Origin of the sequence: Flavobacterium sp. CAU 1735, assembly GCF_039888695.1 — a bacterium.
Taxonomy (GTDB): domain Bacteria; phylum Bacteroidota; class Bacteroidia; order Flavobacteriales; family Flavobacteriaceae; genus Flavobacterium.
This window is the reverse complement of sequence record NZ_JBDQQQ010000006.1, coordinates 199,380-221,948: the sequence shown is the minus strand read 5'-3', so window position 1 is coordinate 221,948 and position 22,569 is coordinate 199,380. Positions and strand designations below refer to the sequence as shown.

At 36.9% G+C, this 22,569-nt stretch carries 25 protein-coding genes; 14 read left to right on the top strand and 11 right to left on the bottom strand.

Annotation, left to right across the window (positions count from 1 at the left end; genetic code table 11):
* Nucleotides 1–15: 15 nt before the first annotated feature.
* The 6 genes from AAFN64_RS14260 to udk all read right to left on the bottom strand — a co-directional run bounded on the left by AAFN64_RS14260 (nucleotide 16) and on the right by udk (nucleotide 6,519).
* Nucleotides 16–1,149: a methionine aminotransferase gene (locus AAFN64_RS14260; protein ID WP_347760939.1), complete on the bottom strand. Its 1,134-nt coding sequence runs from the start codon at nucleotides 1,147–1,149 to the stop codon at nucleotides 16–18.
* A gap of 168 nt (nucleotides 1,150–1,317) precedes the next feature.
* Entirely contained in the window at nucleotides 1,318–1,782 is a 465-nt protein-coding gene (locus AAFN64_RS14255; RefSeq protein ID WP_347760937.1) for a hypothetical protein, read from the bottom strand.
* Nucleotides 1,783–2,000: 218 nt separating this feature from the next.
* Nucleotides 2,001–4,124: a methylmalonyl-CoA mutase gene (gene scpA, locus AAFN64_RS14250; RefSeq protein WP_300488341.1), complete on the bottom strand. Its 2,124-nt coding sequence runs from the start codon at nucleotides 4,122–4,124 to the stop codon at nucleotides 2,001–2,003.
* A gap of 42 nt (nucleotides 4,125–4,166) precedes the next feature.
* On the bottom strand, nucleotides 4,167–5,531 hold the full coding sequence (locus AAFN64_RS14245; RefSeq protein ID WP_347760935.1) for a methylmalonyl-CoA mutase subunit beta: 1,365 nt from the start codon (nucleotides 5,529–5,531) through the stop codon (nucleotides 4,167–4,169).
* A gap of 9 nt (nucleotides 5,532–5,540) precedes the next feature.
* On the bottom strand, nucleotides 5,541–5,888 hold the full coding sequence (locus AAFN64_RS14240) for a septum formation initiator family protein (protein ID WP_300488347.1): 348 nt from the start codon (nucleotides 5,886–5,888) through the stop codon (nucleotides 5,541–5,543).
* A gap of 22 nt (nucleotides 5,889–5,910) precedes the next feature.
* Nucleotides 5,911–6,519, bottom strand: coding sequence for a uridine kinase (gene udk / locus AAFN64_RS14235; protein WP_300488349.1), 609 nt, complete (start codon nucleotides 6,517–6,519; stop codon nucleotides 5,911–5,913).
* Nucleotides 6,520–6,677: 158 nt separating this feature from the next.
* Between udk and AAFN64_RS14230 the strand changes: the two genes are divergently transcribed.
* The 9 genes from AAFN64_RS14230 to AAFN64_RS14190 all read left to right on the top strand — a co-directional run bounded on the left by AAFN64_RS14230 (nucleotide 6,678) and on the right by AAFN64_RS14190 (nucleotide 13,935).
* Complete coding sequence (locus AAFN64_RS14230) at nucleotides 6,678–7,247, top strand: Crp/Fnr family transcriptional regulator (protein WP_347760934.1); 570 nt, start codon at nucleotides 6,678–6,680, stop codon at nucleotides 7,245–7,247.
* Nucleotides 7,248–7,312: 65 nt separating this feature from the next.
* Complete coding sequence (locus AAFN64_RS14225; protein WP_347760933.1) at nucleotides 7,313–8,281, top strand: zinc-binding dehydrogenase; 969 nt, start codon at nucleotides 7,313–7,315, stop codon at nucleotides 8,279–8,281.
* A 92-nt stretch (nucleotides 8,282–8,373) separates the two neighbouring features.
* Nucleotides 8,374–8,655, top strand: a complete 282-nt coding sequence (locus AAFN64_RS14220; RefSeq protein ID WP_347760932.1) for a putative quinol monooxygenase — start codon at nucleotides 8,374–8,376, stop codon at nucleotides 8,653–8,655.
* Nucleotides 8,656–8,666: 11 nt separating this feature from the next.
* Nucleotides 8,667–9,338: a TonB family protein gene (locus AAFN64_RS14215; protein ID WP_347760930.1), complete on the top strand. Its 672-nt coding sequence runs from the start codon at nucleotides 8,667–8,669 to the stop codon at nucleotides 9,336–9,338.
* 43 nt (nucleotides 9,339–9,381) lie between these two features.
* On the top strand, nucleotides 9,382–10,053 hold the full coding sequence (locus AAFN64_RS14210) for an energy transducer TonB (RefSeq protein WP_347760928.1): 672 nt from the start codon (nucleotides 9,382–9,384) through the stop codon (nucleotides 10,051–10,053).
* A 360-nt stretch (nucleotides 10,054–10,413) separates the two neighbouring features.
* Entirely contained in the window at nucleotides 10,414–11,316 is a 903-nt protein-coding gene (locus AAFN64_RS14205; protein WP_347760927.1) for a hypothetical protein, read from the top strand.
* Nucleotides 11,317–12,034: 718 nt separating this feature from the next.
* Nucleotides 12,035–12,634 (top strand): hypothetical protein, encoded by a 600-nt coding sequence (locus AAFN64_RS14200; protein ID WP_347760926.1) that lies wholly within the window; start codon nucleotides 12,035–12,037, stop codon nucleotides 12,632–12,634.
* A 61-nt stretch (nucleotides 12,635–12,695) separates the two neighbouring features.
* On the top strand, nucleotides 12,696–13,286 hold the full coding sequence (locus AAFN64_RS14195; RefSeq protein ID WP_347760925.1) for a hypothetical protein: 591 nt from the start codon (nucleotides 12,696–12,698) through the stop codon (nucleotides 13,284–13,286).
* Nucleotides 13,287–13,335: 49 nt separating this feature from the next.
* A complete protein-coding gene (locus AAFN64_RS14190) occupies nucleotides 13,336–13,935 on the top strand; it encodes a hypothetical protein (RefSeq protein ID WP_347760923.1) in 600 nt (199 codons plus the stop codon).
* Between the two features lie 119 nt (nucleotides 13,936–14,054).
* Here AAFN64_RS14190 and AAFN64_RS14185 read toward each other — a convergent pair whose 3' ends face one another.
* On the bottom strand, nucleotides 14,055–14,255 hold the full coding sequence (locus AAFN64_RS14185) for a hypothetical protein (protein WP_300488377.1): 201 nt from the start codon (nucleotides 14,253–14,255) through the stop codon (nucleotides 14,055–14,057).
* Nucleotides 14,256–14,706: 451 nt separating this feature from the next.
* On the opposite strand from AAFN64_RS14185, the gene AAFN64_RS14180 reads away from it, so the two are divergent.
* The 3 genes from AAFN64_RS14180 (at nucleotide 14,707) to AAFN64_RS14170 (ending at nucleotide 16,739) form a co-directional block, all read left to right on the top strand.
* Nucleotides 14,707–15,279, top strand: a complete 573-nt coding sequence (locus AAFN64_RS14180; RefSeq protein WP_347760922.1) for a hypothetical protein — start codon at nucleotides 14,707–14,709, stop codon at nucleotides 15,277–15,279.
* An 87-nt stretch (nucleotides 15,280–15,366) separates the two neighbouring features.
* Nucleotides 15,367–15,999 carry a hypothetical protein gene (locus AAFN64_RS14175; protein ID WP_347760920.1) on the top strand — a complete coding sequence of 211 codons (633 nt, stop codon included), beginning with the start codon at nucleotides 15,367–15,369 and terminating at the stop codon, nucleotides 15,997–15,999.
* A 152-nt stretch (nucleotides 16,000–16,151) separates the two neighbouring features.
* Nucleotides 16,152–16,739, top strand: coding sequence for a hypothetical protein (locus tag AAFN64_RS14170; RefSeq protein ID WP_347760919.1), 588 nt, complete (start codon nucleotides 16,152–16,154; stop codon nucleotides 16,737–16,739).
* Here the strand turns inward: AAFN64_RS14170 and AAFN64_RS14165 are convergent.
* The 3 genes from AAFN64_RS14165 to AAFN64_RS14155 form a co-directional block, all read right to left on the bottom strand.
* Entirely contained in the window at nucleotides 16,736–17,707 is a 972-nt protein-coding gene (locus AAFN64_RS14165) for a S41 family peptidase (RefSeq protein WP_347760918.1), read from the bottom strand. The genes AAFN64_RS14170 and AAFN64_RS14165 overlap by 4 nt on opposite strands.
* Before the next feature lie 9 nt (nucleotides 17,708–17,716).
* Complete coding sequence (locus AAFN64_RS14160; protein ID WP_347760916.1) at nucleotides 17,717–18,256, bottom strand: GNAT family N-acetyltransferase; 540 nt, start codon at nucleotides 18,254–18,256, stop codon at nucleotides 17,717–17,719.
* A gap of 201 nt (nucleotides 18,257–18,457) precedes the next feature.
* Nucleotides 18,458–19,534, bottom strand: coding sequence for a hypothetical protein (locus AAFN64_RS14155; RefSeq protein ID WP_347760915.1), 1,077 nt, complete (start codon nucleotides 19,532–19,534; stop codon nucleotides 18,458–18,460).
* A 228-nt stretch (nucleotides 19,535–19,762) separates the two neighbouring features.
* Between AAFN64_RS14155 and AAFN64_RS14150 the strand changes: the two genes are divergently transcribed.
* Nucleotides 19,763–20,815, top strand: a complete 1,053-nt coding sequence (locus AAFN64_RS14150; RefSeq protein ID WP_347760914.1) for a sensor histidine kinase — start codon at nucleotides 19,763–19,765, stop codon at nucleotides 20,813–20,815.
* A 61-nt stretch (nucleotides 20,816–20,876) separates the two neighbouring features.
* A complete protein-coding gene (locus AAFN64_RS14145; RefSeq protein WP_347760912.1) occupies nucleotides 20,877–21,581 on the top strand; it encodes a response regulator transcription factor in 705 nt (234 codons plus the stop codon).
* A gap of 129 nt (nucleotides 21,582–21,710) precedes the next feature.
* On the opposite strand, the gene AAFN64_RS14140 is transcribed toward AAFN64_RS14145, so the two are convergent.
* Nucleotides 21,711–22,508: a hypothetical protein gene (locus tag AAFN64_RS14140; protein ID WP_347760910.1), complete on the bottom strand. Its 798-nt coding sequence runs from the start codon at nucleotides 22,506–22,508 to the stop codon at nucleotides 21,711–21,713.
* Nucleotides 22,509–22,569 lie beyond the last annotated feature (61 nt).

The window sequence follows — 22,569 nt, the reverse complement described above, 5'->3', positions numbered from 1 at the left end:
ATCTGTTAAAATGATCTAGAATGTTATTTTTTGCAATCGTAATGTAGCTTGTTCCAACGTATTATTGTCTTTGGCGAAACAAAAGCGAACCAGTTTCAGATCTTTTCCGTTGGCATAAAAGGTTGAAATTGGGATCGTGGCCACACCGTATCGGGTGATCAATTCTTTACTAAAATCGACATCGCTTTGTTTTGAAAACGAAGCATACGAAGCCACCTGAAAATAAGAGCCTTCACAGGGTAATAATTCAAATGGGGTTTGTGCCATTAACTCCCGGAAATAATCCCTTTTTTGACGGTACATTGTGGCGATTTCGTTAAAATCAACAACGTCGAGGTATTCGCTGATGGCTGCCTGTGACAAACTATTGACACTAAAAACAAGAAATTGATGTACTTTTTTGATTTCCCGCATCAGGTATTCCGGAGCGATAGCATATCCGATTTTCCAGCCGGTGATATGCAGTGATTTTCCGAATGAAGAAATGATCACACTTTTATCGCGGAGTTTGATTCGGGTATTCACCGAAATATGATGTTGTTCGTAGGTGATGTATTCATAAACCTCATCCGAAAGTAAAATAACATCCGGATATAAATCCAGTAGTTTTTCCAACTGTATAAAGTCGGCTTCCGACCAGATTTTTCCCGTCGGGTTGTGCGGATTATTGATGATCAACATTCTGGTTTTGGCGTTCATTTGGGACGCGATGGCTTCCCAGTTGGGCGTATAGTCGTCGTTTAGCGCTACGCGAACGGGTAGGGCATTGCTTAGGAGTATTGGTGCTTCATAACAATCGTAACTGGGATCCAGAATGATCACTTCTTCATTTTTGTTGACCAATGCCTGAATCGTAGCAAAAATAGCTTCGGTCGCACCGGCGGTAACGACCATATCGGTTACCGGGTTGAGGTTTCGGTTATAGGATGCCAATGTCAATCGGGTTATTTTGTCCAGTAAGCCGCTATGACCGGCCATAGGAGTGTATTGATGTACATTTTCATAGGCCAGTTTAGCGGTGATGGCGGTTAGTCGTTCGTCAACCGGGAAATTAGGAAAACCTTGCGACAGGTTGATAGCCTGATGTTCATTGGCCATTTGGGACATTACCGTAAAAATACTGGTACCGATATGTGGGAGTTTTGACATAATTGTTGTTGTTATTTTACACCTGACAGGTTTCCAAAACCTGTCAGGTGTTGCGACATTACGAATTAATCCCCCAAATACCATCGATCGGGAGATTTTTATTTTTCAATTGATGAATATATTTAAAATTTTCAATTCCTCCGAAAAATTCAAGAACCATTTCTCGTTTTAGTTTGTTTTTTTAGCGGATAAAATGGTTTTGTACGAACTCCAAAGATACGTAGCCGGATGCTCGCATAAATTATGATGAATGGGATTGTTATGTACATACACAATACTATCCAGAAAGTAATCGACTGTATGAATTTCTTTTCTTTTAAAAGGTCTTTCGAACAAAGCCCCATGTCTGTTTTGGCTTTTGTTATACGCTTTGGTATAAGCATTAAAGAAATTAGAAAATACCTGTGACGGTGTGGCCTGTTTTAAGGGTGTGTTTTTAATCCGTACAATAAAATGAAAATGATTCGGCATTAAGCACCAGGCAAAAGTTTCGGCTATCGGATTAATATAATCGGCATATAATTTCAGGAAGTATTCATAATTTTCATATTTCCGAAATAAAGTGCAACTATTGATACCGCGATTGTAAATGTGGTAATATTTGCTGTGTTCAAGTGGAAGTAATGTTTTCATGGCGTATACTATTCAACACCTGACAGGTTTCAAAAACCTGTCAGGTGTTTGTGATACTTTGAATATTACTTTAAAAAAGTATGATTAAAATGTGATGCATTATTGGTAGTTATATTTTAATATTGAACTTCTTCCACACCTGACAGGTTTCCAAAACCTGTCAGGTGTAACTACAATATACCAAAAAAAAAGCCAACCCTAAGGCTGGCTTTGTCTATTTAGGCATCTATCAGGATCTCAAGGATCTTAATAGCGGCTTCGCTGATTTTTGTTCCGGGTCCGAAAACGGCTACAGCGCCACTGTCGAATAAATACTGGTAATCCTGTGCCGGGATAACACCGCCCACGATCACCATAATATCTTCCCGTCCGTATTTTTTAAGCTCTTCAATTACCTGAGGAACCAGTGTTTTATGACCGGCAGCCAGAGAAGATACACCCAAAATATGAACGTCGTTTTCGACAGCCTGTTTGGCGGCTTCGGCCGGCGTTTGAAATAAAGGCCCGATGTCGACGTCAAAACCAACATCGGCATATCCGGTAGCCACTACTTTGGCACCGCGATCGTGTCCGTCCTGACCCATTTTGGCGATCATAATACGCGGACGACGCCCTTCCTGTTTCGAAAAAGCATCGGCTAATTGCTTGGCTTTTTCAAAACTTTCGTCGTTTTTAATTTCTTTACTGTACACGCCACTAAAGGATTTGATTTGTGCTTTATATCTTCCGAAAACCGATTCGAGTGCATCGCTTATTTCACCTAAAGTGGCTCTGTTTCGCGCAGCATCTACGGCCAATTCCAATAAGTTCCCCTGTCCGGTTTTGGCACATTCGGTTAGCCTGGCTAAACATTCCTGTACTTTTTCGGTATTACGGGTTGCCTTGATATGATCTAATCGCTCGATCTGTTGTTTTCGAACGGTCTGGTTGTCGACTTCTAAAATATGTAACGGATCCTCTTTTTCAAGTCGGTATTTGTTTACACCAACGATAATGTCTTGTCCGCTGTCGATACGCGCCTGTTTACGCGCAGCGGCTTCTTCGATACGTAGTTTCGGAATTCCGGCTTCGATGGCTTTTGTCATACCGCCCAATTCTTCTACTTCTTCGATTAATGCCCACGCTTTTTGTGCGATTTCATGTGTCAGACTTTCAACATAATAACTACCGGCCCACGGATCGACCGTTTTGCATATTTTGGTTTCTTCCTGAAGGAAAATCTGTGTATTACGAGCGATACGCGCCGAGAAATCGGTTGGCAAGGCAATTGCCTCATCCAATGCATTGGTGTGTAGGGATTGTGTTCCTCCAAAAGCGGCAGCAGCGGCTTCGATCGCCGTACGCGCTACGTTGTTAAACGGATCCTGCTCGGTTAAACTCCATCCGGAAGTCTGACAGTGGGTTCGCAGGGCAAGGGATTTGTCATCTTTCGGATCGAATTGTTTTAGGAGTTTGGCCCAAAGCATTCGTCCGGCCCGCATTTTGGCGATTTCCATAAAATGGTTCATTCCGATGGCCCAGAAAAAGGATAATCGCGGTGCGAATTCGTCAATTTTCATTCCGGCAGCCAATCCGGTACGGATGTATTCCAAACCGTCGGCGAGGGTATAGGCCAACTCGATATCGGCTGTAGCTCCGGCTTCCTGCATATGGTATCCGGAAATGGAAATCGAGTTGAATTTCGGCATCTTTTTACTGGTGTAGTCAAAGATGTCGGCTATGATTTTCATCGATGGTGTTGGCGGATAAATATAGGTGTTCCGCACCATGAATTCTTTTAAAATATCGTTCTGAATGGTTCCGGATAATAGTTTTGCTTCGACCCCCTGTTCTTCTGCGGCTACGATATAAAAGGCCATAATAGGTAATACGGCACCATTCATCGTCATCGAAACCGACATTTCATTTAATGGAATCTGATCGAAAAGGATTTTCATATCCTCCACGCTGTCAATTGCTACACCGGCTTTTCCAACGTCGCCCACTACACGTTCGTGATCACTGTCGTAACCGCGGTGTGTGGCCAGGTCAAAAGCAACGGAAAGTCCTTTTTGTCCGGCGGCAAGGTTTCGGCGGTAGAAGGCATTACTTTCTTCAGCGGTCGAAAACCCGGCATACTGACGGATCGTCCAGGGACGGCGTACGTACATGGTCGCATACGGTCCGCGCAGGTTGGGTGCAAATCCGGCTCCGAAGTGTAAATGTTCCAGATCCTGAAGATCGGCTTCGGAATAGGTTTGTTTAATTTCAATTCCTTCGGCGTTGATGGAGGTTGCCGCATTAACGGTTTCCGCCTGGGTTTTGGAATTGTCTAAGGTTATATGTTGAATATTTTTTCTCATTTCAAAGCTGCTGTTATGATGCTGATGCGCTCGGTAAACGTATTATTTTTCGGTTTCCAATCGTTCCTGTTCCAGTTTTTCGGCCAGTCGTTTTTCGATGATTGGCGTGATTAACGTTTTGCGCGGGTTTACCTTTACAAACGGATACAGTTCCAGATCATGGCTCATACGGTCTTCTTTGTTCGGGTATTTGTTGGTTCCCAATAGGATTTCTTTACCATTGTCGAACAATTCCTGTTCTTTTTTGGCGCTTTCTCCAATTTTTCGTTGAATGGTACCTTCGATTAATTGGGTGATAAAACCACCGTTGGCTTCAATATCCTTAAATAGGGTAAGGGCTTTTTCGGCTAACTGATTCGTAAGGGATTCAATATAATACGCACCGTCTGACGGGTTGTTTACCAGATCAAAATAGCTTTCGTGTTTTAAAACCAGTAATTGATTTCTCGAAATACGGTCGCCAAATTCGTTGTCTTTATGATAAATCGCATCATAAGCCAGGTTCGAAACCGAATTGGCACCACCCAAAATGGCACTCATACATTCGGTGGTTGTTCGAAGCATGTTGACGTTATAATCGTAAAGGGTTTTGTTTCGTTTTGTCGGTACGGCTATGATATGACATTCGTGTTTGTGGTCGTATTCTTTTGCCAGTGTATTAAATAACAGGCGAAGCGCGCGTAGTTTGGCAATCTCGAAAAAGTAGTTGGTTCCTACGGCTACCTGAAGGGTTACCGGTGCACCGATAGTGACCATTCGGTTAAAATATTCGTTTACGTGCGAAAGCGTATAGGCTAGCTGTTGTACGATATTGGCTCCGGCATTCTGATACAAACTACTGTTGATGCTCAGAAAATTCAGATTGGTACATTTTAACGCAATATCGTTTAACGTATTAAAGTCGGCGTCGAGGTTGCTATGCCAATTACCATCCTGAGCCAGTTGCCCAATCGGATCGACATGCAGGTAAATAGTAGCGTTGTGTTTTTTAGCGATACTATTGATCTTCTCCATAAACGGAAGATCCAGAAAATGAAAATTCAGATACACCGGAATGGTTTCCAACGGAAGGGACGTCAATAGTTTTTCGATGTCGACTTTTTCATTTTCCAATGTAAAACGCAAACTTTCGGCACCACGGGATAGGGTTTCCTTTGCGCGGGCTATCGATTTTTCCAGATCGCGTACAAAAATATTCTGTACAATTCTAAATCCGGATACTTCGGTCGGAATAGATAAAGGCTCCGCAGCTTCGTCAATATGGTAAAACGGACGTACTTTAATCCCTTCGGGACTTTCCCAAACAAGGGTTTCGTTGTAATCGGCTCCTTTTAATTCGTATTGAATCTGTGTTTTCCATTGTTTGGACGATACCGCCTCAAAATCCGTAAACAGTTTGTTGCTCATAATGCAAAATTAAAGTGATTTTGTGTCCTCTTCGGGCACATCTTCTTCAAACTCGATGATATAAATATCTTCTTTGTCCCGTTTCATATAATATTTTTCGCGGGCATACTTTTCAATCTGATCCGGATTTTTGAGCTTTTTGATGTTCTCGCTGTCTTTTTTAATCTCGTCCTGATAGTATTTTTTATTGTCTTCGAGTTCGTTTATTTCCTTGTCCAGAACGCGGTGTTCCAGATAAGAGTAGTTGTCCAGAAACAGCATCCAGATCGCAAAAAACAGCGTCACCAATACATAGCGGTTCCCGAATATTTTCAGGAAAGGATACTTGGTAACTATTTTTTCGAATGCTTTTTTCATGGCTTATAAAGGTAACGATAAATTATGATATTCTTTGGTTGATCACCGCACGTACCACGTCGATAGCTACTGTATTGTACTTATCGTTCGGGATGATAATGTCGGCATAGGCTTTGGATGGCTCAATAAATTGTTCGTGCATCGGTTTTAATGTCGACTGGTAGCGGTTTAATACTTCTTCCATATCACGACCACGTTCGGCGATGTCACGTTTTAAACGACGAATCAAACGCTCGTCGGAATCGGCATGAACAAAGATTTTTACATCAAACATATCACGCAATTGCGGATTGGTCAGGATTAAAATTCCTTCTACAATCATTACTTTACGCGGATGTGTCACGATGGTGTCGTCGGTTCTGTTATGAGTTACAAACGAGTATACCGGTTGTTCGATGGTTTTACCGTCTTTTAAGTCTTTTAGATGGCTTACCAATAATTCAAAGTCAATTGCTCTGGGATGATCAAAGTTGATAAGCGCACGCTCATCAAAGCTCAGGTTGTGGGTGGCCTTATAGTAGGAGTCCTGTGAAATAATCCCTACTTCAGTTTCGGGTAATTCATTCATAATCTGATGGACTACTGTCGTTTTTCCACTGCCAGTTCCTCCGGCAATACCAATTATAAGCATAAATAGTTTTGTTGTTTTTTATCACCGCAAAAATAATAATTAATAGGAAGTAGGGTTTATTTTTTTTAGTTTTATGCTGTTTGAGGATTATTCATACCCGGTATAAATTGTATCGGACTTAAATTACTTTGTTTTAAAACTTTAGGAACTGCAAGAATATGGCGATAGCAATCCATGACGATATAACTGCGGGAAAGATGATGCTTTACCTGGCCGAAAAGTACCAACTCGAATTGATTACGGTCGATTCCCGGGTAACATTATTGGAAGAAGGTGAAAAAGCACGCCGTATTTATTTTATTAAAGAAGGTTGCCTGCGTTTGTGGATGAACAGCAACGGAAAGGAAATTACGAATCAGTTTTTTTTCGAAGGAAGTCTGGTGGCTTCATTGGAAAGTGTGCTTACCAATCAGCCGAGTGATTTTTATCTGGAAACCCTAGAAAAAAGCGTGCTCTATGTCTTGGAAAAAGAACGCTTTGAACAGTTATGGGAACAGGATGCCGAGTTTAAAGCCTGGTTTGATCACTATATTCTAAAACGGTTTATCTACTATTCAAAACATTTGCTGTCGTTTTTACGGGATAAACCCGAAGAACGCTATCGCAATCTTTTACAAAAGAACCCGGATATTTTTCAACGGGTGCCACAGCATTATATTGCGACGTATCTGGGAATTACAGCCGTTTCGCTGAGTCGTATCCGGAATAAAGTGGCTAAGACAAAATAACGATCTTAACAATTGTTATCGTTTTCCTACAGTCGGTTGCCGGAATTTTGCCTAAAAATAAAAATATGAAAGCAGCTGTTTTAACACAATTGGGAACGGTTCCGGTATATGCCGAATTTGCCGATCCACAACCCAAAAACGAAAATGAAGTACTAATCGATGTCCAAGCCGCATCGGTAAAGAATCTGGATAAACTACGCGCCAGCGGAAAACATTATGCCAGTTATACGGAATTACCCACTGTGGTTGGTTTTGATGGTGTAGGAACGCTGGCCGACGGAACCTTGGTTTATGCACAGGGAATTACCGGAATGCTGGCTGAAAAAGCATTGATTCCTAAAGGGAAATACCTTGTTCTTCCTCCAAATATTGATGTGGCTACGGCGGCGGCTTTGCCGAATGCGGTAATCGGATCGGCGATGGCTTTAGTGTTTCGCGCTAAAATCCGTCAGGGTGCTGTTGTTTTGATCAACGGTGCGACCGGCGTAACGGGACAAGTAGCGGTGCAGTTGGCAAAACATTATGGTGCGTCGAAGGTAATTGCAACCGGTAGAAATGCCGATTCACTGGAAAAATTATTGTCTTTAGGTGCCGACGAAATCGTGTCGCTGCAAAATGAGGATACGGTTATCGTAGAAAAGCTAAAAGCGATTCAGCTACAAAATCCTATCGATATTGTGATCGATTATATCTGGGGACATTCGGTGGAGTTGTTGCTTCAGGCGTTAAAAGGTAAGGGCGGTTATACGTATCCGGTCAAAATCGTAACGGTGGGAAGTATTTCGGGAGAGGAAATTGTATTGCGTTCGGATGTATTGCGCAGTACGGCGATTGAAATTCTGGGATCGGGTATTGGTAGTCTTTCCGAAAACGAAATGAAATTATTTATAGAAGAAGTCGTGCCGGAGACCTTCGAACTGGCGGCCAATGGGAAATTAACGATCGACACTGTGGTGGCACCATTGTCGGAAGTCAGTGATTATTGGAATAAACCGATCGATGCCGGAAAACGACTGGTGATTGGTGTTGGTTAGAAGAAAGAGGAAAGAGGAAAGAAACAAGATTGTTGGCGTGATAAACTTTGGAAAAAATATCCGATGTTTGTGAAAAAATTAAACAGCAGCATATGATCACTATTGTAGCTACACTTAGCGCTAAAGAACACTACCGGGAAACGGTTCTGGCGGCATTACAGGAATTGGTAAAAGCCTCATTACAGGAAAACGGATGTATAGAATACCGATTGCATGTTTCCGCGAATAATCCGTTGGCGTTTCTTTTTTATGAAACCTGGGAAAGTAAAGAAGCGATCGATGCACATACACAAACAACACACTTTCTGGATTTTCAGCAAAAAGCAGCGGAATGGCTGGAAAAAAGCGAAATCAATCTGTATCAACCGGTATAATCGAAATTTTTATGATCAATAAATTAAAAATGCTAACCGTATGTGTACTGGTTGGAATGGGTGCTTTTGCGCAAAGTGTTGTTAATTATGAAGGGGAAACAATTAATCGTTTGGATAAAGACGGAAAGAAACAGGGTGTCTGGAAATTGTTCGATACAGAAAGAGGTATTACAATCGTTGGTAAAACCGAAGACGATGTTTTTGTGTCTACTATAGAGTACTATTTTAAAGGTTATTTAGTGCTTACCTATAATACAGAAACGAAAGGGTATACCTTTTACGAAGATTTAAAAGGGAGTCCGGTAACGATAGTAGATAAAGGGAATAAGCTAACTGAAGTAGTAAAGGATAATGGAGAAGTTCTCGATGAGAAAAGGCGAAAAGTTTTTTTTGGTGTTCAGGAGTTGCGACCAATATTTTACGGGGGAAAGCAGGGGATGCTTAGTTTTATCGAAAATGCCGTAAAAAAGAGTGCTTTACGACATTCGGGTAAAGTAAAGTTAATGTGGACAATCGATAATGATGGAATCGTTAACGATGTAAAAGTAATGGAAAGTGAGAATAGTGCTTTAAATGAAGAAGCTGTTCGGATTATCCAAAGCATGCCGCGTTGGCAACCCGGTATTCAGCACGGACGGTTTGTACGGGTGAATTTTACCACATCGCTTGTATTTAATAGCTAAGTCTGTTTTTTAGAATGTTTCACAGGGAATAAAATATAAATAAATGAACACAAAATTAAAAGCAATGGCACTATGCTTGATGATTTCAGTCAGCGCATTAGGACAAAGTGAAATTAAATACGAAGGTGAAACGATCAATCGACTGGATAAAGACGGTAAAAAATATGGTGTCTGGAAACTGTTTGATAAAGACAAAGGAATTAAGATCGTGATGAAAATGGAAAATGATGCCTTTGCGTCCAATATTGACTATTACCGGAACGAACAATTGATTGTATCACAGGATAAAACCGATCCGGGGAAATATAATTTTTATAAGGATTCAAAACCGGTTCCGGTTAAAATCACCGTAGAAAACGATAAAAGAGTAGTGATACAGGAAAATGGAAAAGCACTGGATGAAAAAATTCAGGAGGCTTTTTTTAGTGTTTTGGAGGTAAAAACGATGTACTATGGAGGCGAAATGGTCTTACGAAGATTTCTGGCTAACGCGAGTAGTGGCGATTGGGATAGCTCGGCAAGTTTACAGCTCAAATGGGATATCAATAAAAACGGAGCCGTTGAAAATATAAAAGTAATCAAAAGTGATAATGAGACCTTTAACGAGAAAGCAATACAGATTATCCAGAAAATGCCACGATGGCAACCGGGTTTTTCAAATGGACGTTTTCTAAAAGGAATGTATGCTACCGGAATCCGGTTTATGGCGGGTTAAAGGAAATCAACACCTGACAGGTTTTTAAAACCTGTCAGGTGTTTGCATTACGGTCATCCGTAAGGAATTAAAAATAGCCTGTGGTACCTTTCGCGATAGTAATTTTAAATATATTATTATGGCTAAAACAGCAGTATTTCACAGTATTTATCGCGATGTACATCACGACAACATCAGTTGTACGGAAGGGAACAACATTGCGTAGGCAAATCGAAGAGAGGGAACCGGGGGGAAACTTCTTTGTAGTCATTGCAAAAAACGTTAAAAAGGAAAGCCGCTTTATGCGGCTTTTTTATTTCGAATCACATATCGGATGGAAAGGTTACTGTATATTTGAAAGAACAATTAAAAAGATATGCCATGAATCTCTTCCGTTTTTTTCAAAAAAAGAAAGCTGGCCCGATACAAGACTATAGAATTGATGCTATTGCTGTTAAGAATCAGGGGGATAAGCATTGGATCGAGTTAAATGAGCAGATGAATATGGAAACGATTCAATTGCTTTTAAAAACACTGCGAACGCACAAGATCCCTTTTAGTGTATTTGACGAAATGATATATTCGTGGGATGATGATCATGATCGGGGAGCTTATATCACTTATTCGCAGGATCAAAATGATAAAGAGAATAGTTGGAGTATGACGTTGGGCAATCAGGGATGGTCGGGAGGAATTTATACGATTACTGAGCAAAACATTGCATTGCAATTGTGGCATCTTGTTCAGGAAAAAAGTATCGATTCGATTACGATCAAAAATGTTGCGTTTTTTGGTCATTATGATAAGGAAGATTTGGATAGCAATCAGTATATGAATACCTTATTATATAGTACTCATGCTAACCTGACTTATATCAGGCCAGATTACCTCATCTTCGGTATTTTTAAAAGTGGTGATTACCTTGGATCGTATACAATTTACAAAGTAACCGATACGCAATTGTGGGCCGATACTCGCGAAGTATGGCATTCGGAACGGTTTAAACCGGAAGGTTATGTTTTTAAAGGGGAGGAGCTTCCGTTGGATAAATGGAATAAAGCTAAAGAATTGATCAATACTGTTCCGCAGGAGTTGTTAACCGATGATTGGGACAGTTTTTACAGTACCGGGAATAAAAATGAAGATAAACTGGTCCTGGCATTCGGGAACCCGGAATTTCAAAAGACCATTACGATAGACACTTATGGCATCGCAACGGAAAAACTCCCGATAGCGGTTGGTAACTATAGACGTGCCGTTGAAAAACTGGTGAAGGAATTGTAATAACAATTACAACAAATTAAAAAACAGCCTTAAAGCAACTGACTTTAAGGCTGTTTTTTTATGCCTTTCGGATCGTTTTATAGAGTAATCCGGAACCAAAATAGCATGTTGTAATCAGTAGCAATGTAATACCGACCATTCCGAAAAATTCGGTAAAATGGAGAAGAATATTTAGCTCTTTGATGCGGCTATTGATTAAAAAACCGATTAGCGAGAGTGTTGCAGATAAAGCAAAGATGTTTAAAAAACGTTCTTTTCACAAAGATGAGGTTATTTATACTCCAAAATGTTTTTTGTTCGGGTTTAATATCAGAATGTCTACAAAAATGGTAATAGATTACCTGTTAATTTCATTGTTTATTGCCTGATTTAAGGAATTTTCAGCGGAAAAAAGGAGGGCATTGTTGCCGCATGTATGGTCAATTTAAACCTAAATTTTATTCATTTGAATAATAGATTAATAAGCGTAGTTTGATTTTTATTTATTGTAAGTTATTGGTTTTTAATATTTTGTTGTGGTTTGTTTTTTGAAATGAGGTTTGTTTTTTGATGGTATCCTAAAATAGTGGTAGAGTGGATGCTACCCTTAATAGGAGAAAGAAAAATTATAGCTTTGTTAAAAGCAAATATTTATGATCATGGCTGTTTAGCTTCCCAAAAAGCGATTCTATTTGGTTCTTAATAATGTAACTAAGTAACAATAAAACACAATGATCTTATGGTAAAAATAAAATTAGTTTTCAGTTTTTTATTTTTTTTATCGCTTACCTGCTTTTCTCAGGTTGGGATAGGAACAAATACTCCGGGAGCGACTCTTGATGTTAATGGCAATCTAAAGATAAGAACAGTATCTGGTGTTTCGGGCATTTCCGATAATATCGATCGTTTAGCTATTGATACAGAAACTAAGGAAGTAAAAGTGGTTAGAACCGAAACCAGTACGGGTAGTGCTTTTTCAATGAATTATCTGGTTTATTATCTTAATAATACAAATGAAGATTGGGTTAGAAATTTTAATACAAAAATTAGCGCTGCAGACTATACTGTAGTAGTAGTAGGAAGTGCTTTTGATCAAAATTTAATGGCTAATGATGATACAGATTACAATCCTATTAATGTTTATGCTTTTAAAGAAGGGGGAACTTGGCGTATCAGTGCCGACTATTTGTCGGGTAGAACTCATGTTGTTACTGGTGGCCAGTGGAAGATCTATTGTCTGGCTATTAATAATAGGGTATTAAAAACGATTCCTTCTGTTACTGTAAATATGAAAGGAACGGAGAACGGGAGTGCTCCAAATCCTCCGGCAGGGTTATAATCGTGAATTTTATATTTTATACTGAAATGTGAAAAAATGATAACTGTAAAAATATATAATTATGATAAAATTTAAATTATTAGTAAGTTTTTTATCCTTTTTATCGCTTACCTGCTTTTCTCAGGTTGGTATCGGAGTAAAAACTCCGAGAGCTACTCTGGATGTTAATGGCAATCTAAAGGTAAGAGGAACAGCACCTATTAGTAGTTCCGGTAATTTCACGTCTTTAGTCGTCGACCGTGAAACTAGAGAAATAAAAGGGATTAGATACAGTTTGAGTAATACTTATTCAATGAATTATATTGTATATAACATTAATAACGTAGATAAAGATTGGATTAAAAATTTTAATACAAAAATTAGCGCTACAGACTATACTTTAGTAGTAGTAGGAAGTTCTTTTGATATAAATTTAAAACCTGCTGCTGGAGGAGACTATAATTCTTGTAATATTTATGCTTTTGAACAAGGCGGCACTTGGCGTATCAGTGCCGATTATCACGATGGTACAACGTATAATGGTGCTAATGGTAGTTGGAAGGTATATTGTCTGGCTATTAATAAAAGTATAATAAAAACGATTCCTCCTATTACTGTAAATATGAATAGACAGCCCGATAAGAGTGTTCCAAATCCTCCGGTAGGGTTATAATCATGAATTTTATGATGAATAAAAAAAACAGGTATAAATATATATAATTATGATGAAATTTAAATTATTAGTAAGCTTTTTGTCTTTTTTATCGCTAACTTGTTTTTCTCAAGGAGTTGGGATTAATATTCAGACGCCACAGGCAACTTTAGATGTTAATGGTAATCTAAGGTTAGAAACAGCACCTATCGCTTCTGATTCTGATACTGTTTCTTCTTTAATTCTTGATAATACTACTAAAGAAGTAAAAATGATTCAGTCCCGTACGGGAAACAATTCTCCAATAAATTATATTATCTATCACCTTAATAATGTAAATTCCGATTGGGTTAACAATTTCGATACAAAAATTTCGACTATAGATTATGCTGTAGTAGTGGTTGGAAGTGCTTTTAATCTGAGCTTGCTTGTCATGGGGAGGCGTAGAGGTAAATATAACCCTTTTACTGTTTATGCTTTTGAAGAAGGGGGTACTTGGCGTATAAAAGCAGATTATTTTGGAGGTCATGCCGACGGTGATGTTAATGGTAACTGGACGATAAATTGCCTGATTATTAGCAGGAGTATGTTAAAAATTGTGCCTTCAGTTACCACTGATATAAAAGGATCAAATACAGGCAGTGCGGCAACTGCTCCGGCAGGGTTATAAGGATCGGGGCCTAAACAATATTTTAAAGAAACCGTCTTAGGGGCATATTCCCTAAGGCGGTTTGTGTTTTTTGCATAGCCTTAAAGATAATTTTAAGGCTGTATTTGTATTCGATATTGTTATGCTTTTCGGATCGTCTTATATACCAATCCGGAACCAAAATAGCATGTCGCAATCAGTAAAAAGGTGAGTCCTGCCATTCCGAAAAATTCGGTAAAGCGGAGAAGCATATTGGGTTCTTTGGTATCGCCATCCATTAAAAAACCGATTAGTGTGAGTGTTGCAGATAAAGCAAAGATGTTTAAAATTTTTCTCTTCATAAATATTAGGAAGTTAGGGTATGGTTTAAAAACGGGTTTTGTTTGGATTTCGTATCAGACTGCCTGTAGAAATGGTAATATATTGCTTGTTAATTTTATTGATTTTTGTTTGGATTAAGATGTTTTCAGTGGGAAAAAATGAGGACATTTTTGGTTGTATAGATGGCCAATTTAAGGATATGTTTTGTCAGTCAGTTTGGGAATAAGATCAATTTATTTTTTGTAAGTGGTTGATGGTTATAGTGTTGTTTGATGTTTTTGTTTTTTTTAATCATTTTTTGGAATTAATATCTAAAATGGCAGCGAAGTAAAGTGTCAAATAAAGGGCAGAAAAGCCTTTACCTTTGTATGTGAATGACAAAGTTAGCAGCTTAAAGAGTTGGTTAGTAATGCTGTGATCCTATAAACAGTACTATTGTAGCGTAACATAGTAACATTAAAAATCGTGATTATGGTAAAAATTAAATTATTCATAAGCTTTTTGTGCTTTATACCCCTAACCTGTTTTTCTCAGGTTGGAATTGCTACCCAAAATCCAACTGCTGATCTAGATATTAACGGCAATTTAAAAATAAGAACTACAAAAACTTTTGCTGCTTCTGATGATGTTAGTCCTTTAGTTATCGATAATGAGACTAACGAAATAAAAGTAGCAGAATCGGAAAATAGGATTATAGTAAATCACATTGTCTATAAACTTTATAAGGCAAAGAAAGATCGGATAAGTAATTTTAATACCAATATTGATATTTCAAAATATACTTTAATAGTTGTAGGAAGTTCTTTCAATCAATTATTATATCCAGAGATTGGTTGGTATAGTTCTAAGAATGTCTATGCTTTTGAACAAGATGGTACTTGGCGTCTCTTTGCTGATTATCTAGAAAGTCATAGTAAGGTTAACGGTGATTGGGAAATATATTGCCTGATTATCAATAAAGGTGTAGTGAAAAAGATTCCTGCGACTACAGTAAATATGGAAGGGAAAAGCACTGGAGCCGTAAGTTGCCCGGAAGGTTTGTAATCCTCTTGTTGCTCCACATTACGAATACGTTTTTTAATAAAATCAAATAGCGTTGTAATTCAATGGTGTTATTATAAATCTGTAAAGATGATGTTTTGTACTAAAGATAAAACGACTTACTATGTCAGTAAAACTAAATATATGGTCAAACTAAAATTATCCATTAACTTTTTGTTCTTTTTATCGCTTACCTGTTTTTCTCAGGTTGGAATTAATACGGATACTCCAGAGGCCACTTTAGATATTAATGGCAACTTAAAAATAAGTAATGTAAGAACAGTTTCAAGTGGTAGTAATGTTTCCTCCTTAGTTATCGATAAAAATACTAAGGAAGTAAAAGTAATGTCTTTGGGAAATGAGACTCCAATCAAATTTCTCACATACCAACTCCATTCGGTAGATGGTGATCTTGTAAAGAATTTTAATACAAATATTGGAACTTCGGAATTTAGTTTGATAGTAACTGGAAGTAGTTACGATAGTGGTTGGTTATATACTCATGAAAAGAGTGTGTATGGGCCTAAAAATGTTTATGCATACAAAGAGGGTGGTACCTGGCGCCTTTATGCAGATTATTTTAGTGCTTATAACGGTACAGATTCAGGTTGGGTTATATATTGTCTGGTCATTAATAAGGGGGTGGTAAATGAGCTTCCAACGATTTCTGTACAAATGAATGGACAAGAGACAGGGAGTGCAAACAGTCCGATAGGATTGTAATTTGTTTTTTAATGCGATAATAGTTGATGAGAAGTGTAGCTAAAGGAACTAAGGAAAAACAAGTGACATTATTCCTGTAAATCTGCAAAAAAAGAAAATATTTTAAATTACAGATAAAACGACGAGCCACAACGTAAGTAAAACGATATGTTATGATTAAAATAAAATTATTATTCTTCAGTTTTTTGTTCCTTTCATCCCTAATTTGTTTTTCCCAGATAGGAATCAATATCAATGAGCCGGAAGCCACTTTGGATATTAACGGCAACTTAAAAATAAGAACGACAAGTGCTGCTATTGCTTCTGATGATATTACTTCCTTAGTTATCGATAATATAACTAAGGAAGTAAAGAAAAGTAAAAAAGCAATAAATTATACCACTTATGTTCTTAATAATGTGAATAAAGATGAAGTCACTAATTTTAATACCAATATAAAAGCTTCAGACTATAATTTAGTGCTATTGGAAAGTAGTTTCGATGCTACATTATATCCGTATGATGCAGGGTGGTTTAATCCTAAGAATGTCTACGCTTATATTGAAGGTGGCACCTGGCGTATAGCTGCATATTTTCAAGGGGGGTCTGTTTATTATAAAGGAAATGGAAATTGGACAATAAGTTGCATGATTCTTAATAAGAATATTTCAGAAAAAATTCCCGGTATCACAGTAGATTTGGATGGGCTACAAACCGGAAGTTCCAGAAAACCGCCGGAGCTATTCAGAAAGGGGAGTTAGTTATAAATCCATTTCATGGCGCTTACCAGGACTTCACTATCAGAACCGGGGATATCCGGAATAATAGCATTACCGTATTTGTTTTTATGCTGATCAGCAAAAACACTTGTTGCTAAATTGATACGTGATCCATCCGACAAAGGGAACGATTCGCAACCCGTTGAAACGCCAAAAGTCGGAGAACCGAATAATTTTGCCTGCGAATATCCTTTAAAAAGTACCGCCATGGCTTCCCCGGAACTCGCTGTTTTAGCATTGATCAATACAGCGATTTTATTTTTCCCATATGCCGAAAAGACGTTCTTGTTTTCCGCAAGTAATACGGTATCGGAATACGCTTTCCCATTGTCATAACGCCATTCGGTTGGCTTATCGTTGGCATCCAAAAAGTAGCCTTGTGTTCCCGACTGTAATAAAGAACCGATGCTGGCCATCATGGGCCACATATTACCGCCAAAGTTATCCCGTAAATCGACGATCCATCCTTTAATTTTGGGGTTGTTTTGTGCGGTAATCTTGTCGTTAATTGTTTGAATATAGGTTGCTGTTTGTGCGGTATCTCCGATACAAAAAGGAATTCGGATATAGCCAATGTCAGAAGGCGTAACCTCGTCCTCGAAAATGGGCAATGTTTTTTCTTCCGAATCCGCTATATCATTTATGGCGGGATTAAAATAGCTGTGATTATCTCCTAGTTTAGTAATAGCATAACGAACGGCCGGATAGGTTTCTTTTATAGTCTGACTGTTTCGCGCAAAATAGAACACATCCGTAGTAAAGGCATCCCAATCGATTTTGTTTCGATTAACCGATTTTGTTTGGAGTAATTCCAATACTTCGTCTAAATATTCTTTTGATTCAGCAGACAGATTGTGCGTCGTTTTACCACTATGACAACCCATCAGGAGGAAAAGCAATATGCCGCCCAAAAAGAGAAATGATTTTAATGTAGAAGAAAAAGAATGCATTGTTTTTTATTAGGTTGTTTTGTATAATACACAAGTTCTTAGTTGATCATTGTTTGTTAGTAAAGAATGCTCAAATTCATATTGTTTTATAAGCCCGATTTTTACCATAATGTGTTCCGATTTTACATTGACTTTAGGTGCGATTGAAAAAATGTTTTCAAGCTTTAGGTCATTTATGGCATAATCAAGACACCTTTTTGCTCCTTCGGTGGCAAAGCCTTTGTTCCATTCACTGCTTTTTATTCGCCAGCCAATATCAACACAAGGAGTGAAGTCTGCTTGGTACGTTTGTTCTGCAAGTCCTATAAAGCCGATAAATTCATTGTTTTCAAGTTTGTTAACTGCGAAATAGCAAAAACCTTTATTCTGAAACTGATGCATCATTCGCGCAATAAATTCAGCTGTTTGCTCTTTGGATGGAAGACTTGGGAAAAATTGCATTACTTTTTCATCAGAATTTATTTCGTGCATTTTGTCAATGTCATTGATATCCCAGTTTCTAAAACCAAGCCTTTTAGAGGTAAATAGGTATTTATTACGTTCTTTCATTTTTAAAGATACGTTTGGTATATCAGCTACTATTTTGAGATTCAATGTTTGGGGAAACACGAAGATCGTATAATTATTGAAATTAGAACTGTAATTTGGAGAAAAATAAAAAAGCGCTAACGAAAGTTAGCGTTTTTGTCTTATGTAGCAATGCTCCGTGTTTCGGATTTTCCGCCCCCGATTTTTAAGTAATTCGAAAATTTACAATTCAAAACTCGAAATAGTATGAAAACTATCTATTTCGGTGTTTTTTATTCCTTTAAACGTATCATAATTTACAACCAGTAATTTTCCTTTGTAAACAATAGTCTCACAAGGGTTGTCAAGTAGACCGTCTGAACCATCCGCATTTTCATTTTCCCAAATTAAAGAAATGCTATTGGTCGTCAAATTCAATTGATAAACACTATTGTTATCATAATTCGCAATGAATATAGAATTTCTTTTTTCATCATAGAAAAAACCATCACAGCATCGTATCGCATCCGAATCAAAAACAACTTTTTTCGATTTTAATTTTCCGGTTTTAAAAAACTCCATTTTAGTAATTACACCATCTCCAAAATTTCCCGCATATAAATTTCCTTTTTTATCGAAAGCGATCCCATCAATACCGATTGAATTTTTGGTAATTTCTGCTTTTAAGGTAAAAGTGCTTATCAAAAAGTCCTTTTTATTGGAAGCATTCAAAACAATATTTTTTTGATTCAATTCCGTTAAAGAAAAACTATAAATACCACTTTCTCTTCTGTTTTCAAATAAAGCATCCGTAATATAAACCCTGTTTTTCCACCAACGTACGGCTTCCCCAAAATTGAAACCTTCCACTAAAACTTCTGCTTTAACGGGCTTTCCATTTTGAACCAGAACTCTGATTAATCTCGAAAAGTTCTCTTTCCCAGCAAAAAACTGATTGTCCATTAGATAAAGATTTCCATCGGGTCCGAACTCCATTCCCATCGGATGCACTTTTTTAGTTATCGGATGAAGCGGTAGGTTATCAAACCAAATTACAGGTTTATCATCCTTATCAAAAGTTAGGATTTTACTGCCATGTTTTTCAAAAGTTATTGGATTTGTAATGGCCAAATATAAATTTCCTTTTTTATCCAAAGCCATCCCATCTGGCGTCTGACAAGTTTCACCTAAATCAGCAAATAAAGTTGGTCGGATTAATTTTGAGGTTTTACTAAAAGTTATTTCTTGTTTGCTTTCCTGCGAAAACAAATTCGAAGCAACTAGAAATAAAAAAAATGTGATTCTGACAGTATTTTTCATTTTATGTAGCGTTTATGGTTGCTATTTTTAAGCAAACATAAATGATGTAACTGACCTTGATTTTTGGAGCCTTCAAAAACATTGTTGTAGCATCCGAATAGATGGATTGCCGAACAAAATTATATTCGTGGGCTAAAAGGTGTTTTTTGGTGTCAAAATCATATTATTCATCCCTATCATCGGATAGAATGTTACTGTTTTAGTACCTTGCTCTCTAGAAAATATCATATGAATTGGCTAAAAAACATCGACACAAAAAGAGTCTTGCTTCATGTCTCTTTTTGGCTTTTCTTTTTATTATTTTACATCTCAAACAAAAAACAAGAGGTTAGTACTTATGATTATACTTTTGTATACAGTTGGAAAATTTTAGCACAGGCCGCGGCCGGTTATGGATTGATCTATTGGATCATTCCTCAAACGCTTAATAAAAAGAAATACCTGCTTTTTACAGCTTTGACTTTAGGTTGGCTATATGTTGTTTTTGCCATTTTAATCACTTTTAAGTATTATTATCTCGAACCTAAATTCCCTGGATTTTTCGATGATTGGCCTGGACATAAAATGACAATTCCGGAAAGATTAACGTCTTTAAAATTGATAATCGGAGAGTTTTACTTTATAACCTATCCGATTATTATTATGGGATTTATCAGTTTTAACAGAAAACAACAACGTCTTCTAAGAGTAGAAGAGGAGAAAAAATCAATGGAATTAAAGATGTTAAAGAATCAGCTGAACCCACATTTTCTTTTCAATACGTTAAATAATTTATACGTTTTAACCTTAAAGAAGGATGATAAAGCACCCGAGGTAATTGAAAAATTATCGGAAATTTTAGACTTTGTATTATACCGCTGTAACGAGGGCTATGTTTCGATCGAAAAGGAAATTGCCATGATTGAAAATTATATTTCGTTGGAAAAATTGCGCTACAGCGAAAACAGATTAGCGATTTCTTTCCACAAAGAAATTCAGGAAAGCAATAAAATTTCGCCTTTAATACTGCTAACATTTATCGAAAATGCGTTTAAACACGGTGTCATAAATGAGACTAAAAAAGCGGTAATCAGAATGGATTTAGTGAGTAAAAAGGAGCAGATTTTTTTTAGCATTAAAAACACTAAATCCCAAGAGGACTTCGAAAGCATTTCGGACAAATCTAAAATCGGCTTGGAAAATATTCGAAAACAACTGAATTTATTATATCCCAATAAACATCAACTACATATTGAAGAAACAACCAACAGCTATAGCGTTCAACTTTATCTATTGGTCTGATTCGATTTAAAAAAAATAGTATATTAGATTTTATAAAATTAAAAATAGTTATTCTTTTTAAATGGGATACAAATGCATTGTCGTTGACGACGAACCTTTGGCGAGAGAACTTATTGCTTCTCATTTAATGAATTTTGAAAATTTTGAATTGATCAATTCTTTCGAAAATGCACTGAAAGCCTATACTTTTTTGGAAACAAATACCGTGGATCTGATTTTTCTGGACATCGAAATGCCATTGTTAAAAGGAAATGATTTCCTAAAAAAACTCAAAAATCTACCGAAAGTAATTTTTACGACAGCATACAGAGAATATGCTATAGAAGGATACGAACTGAATGTCATTGACTATCTTTTAAAACCGATAACGTTCGACCGTTTTTTTGTTTCGATTGAGAAATTCAAGCAATTACAAACTCCTGTAAAAAAGCAAGAAACGACTTTAGAAAACCATATTTTTGTAGTCAGTGGAAGTAAAAACATCAGAATCGTATTTGATGAGATTGTATTTGTTGAAAGTCGGAAGGATTATATCACAATTCATCTTGAAAATGGAAAATCGCATCATGTCAAGCAAAATATTTCTGTTTTCGAAAAATTATTGGATTCAAATTTTGTTCGAATTCATCGTTCATTTATCATTCATGCCAAAAAGCTAACAGCCTATTCTAAAAATGGTGTTGAAATAAATGCTGTTGAAATCCCTATTGGGAATAGTTATAAAGAAAATTGGTTGCATTATTTAAATGCTACAATTTTAAAATAGCGAGCTATAGGATGAATGCTGTTTTTATAATCCAACCGATTGATCCTTGGATACGTTAACAGGGATCGGATTCTTTTTCGGGCTAAAGTATTTTTTTCGGTTGTAGCCAAACATACCTAGCGGGTGTTTTTATTGAAATTCTGTTTTGTAATACTTATATTTTTTTACCCATTTGTCATTTTCATAAACCTCTTCATAGCCTTTTACAAAAAAACTATTGTCCGTTTTCCATATAATTTTTTCAATGGCAAAGTCTTTAGAATTGTAGCTTGCGTATTCAGTCATATATTTTTTAGGATTTGATTTGTCATTAATTTTCAAAATCCCAATGTCAGAATTTTTATGTTCGTAAACAGAATTGTAGAAGTAAACAAAATACTTATTGTTAATAGAAGGGATAGGTAATTCGACACTACCATCTCCAAACGAAATAATAGTGTACTTGTAGTCATTCGTGCTATCCAATAAAATCAGCTGTCCAAAACCCATATAATCAGAAGTTGAATTTTGTGTAATTGCAAAAAGTTTAAAATCAGGATAGTAACCTAGATGTTCGTAACCGTTCCAACTTTCTTCTCCACCATAATCGTTATATTTTTTAAACGTATGTTTCTTTAAAGCGGTTTGGATATAAAAAAAATCACCTTTTTGTTTAGGTTTAAAAGTTTGAATATATTTTTTGGATCCGAGTGATAAAAATTCTTTTTCGGTAATGGTGTCAAAAGTTAATTTTGGCAATTTTTCATAATTGTCATGATAACCAACCTCAATTATTTTAGTACTATCGATTTCTATTTCTTGTTTTTCTGAAATGGAATTGTTTTTAGATACTGTATCTGTTTTTTGGGTATTACTAATTTTTGTAGACTTGGTGTCGTTACAAGATATAGTTAAGATTGACAATAATAAAAAAAGGATTCTTTTCATTTAATTGTTTTTGTTTAAAGTATCAGTGAATAATTTCGTAGCATAGCAAAGGCAAATTGCT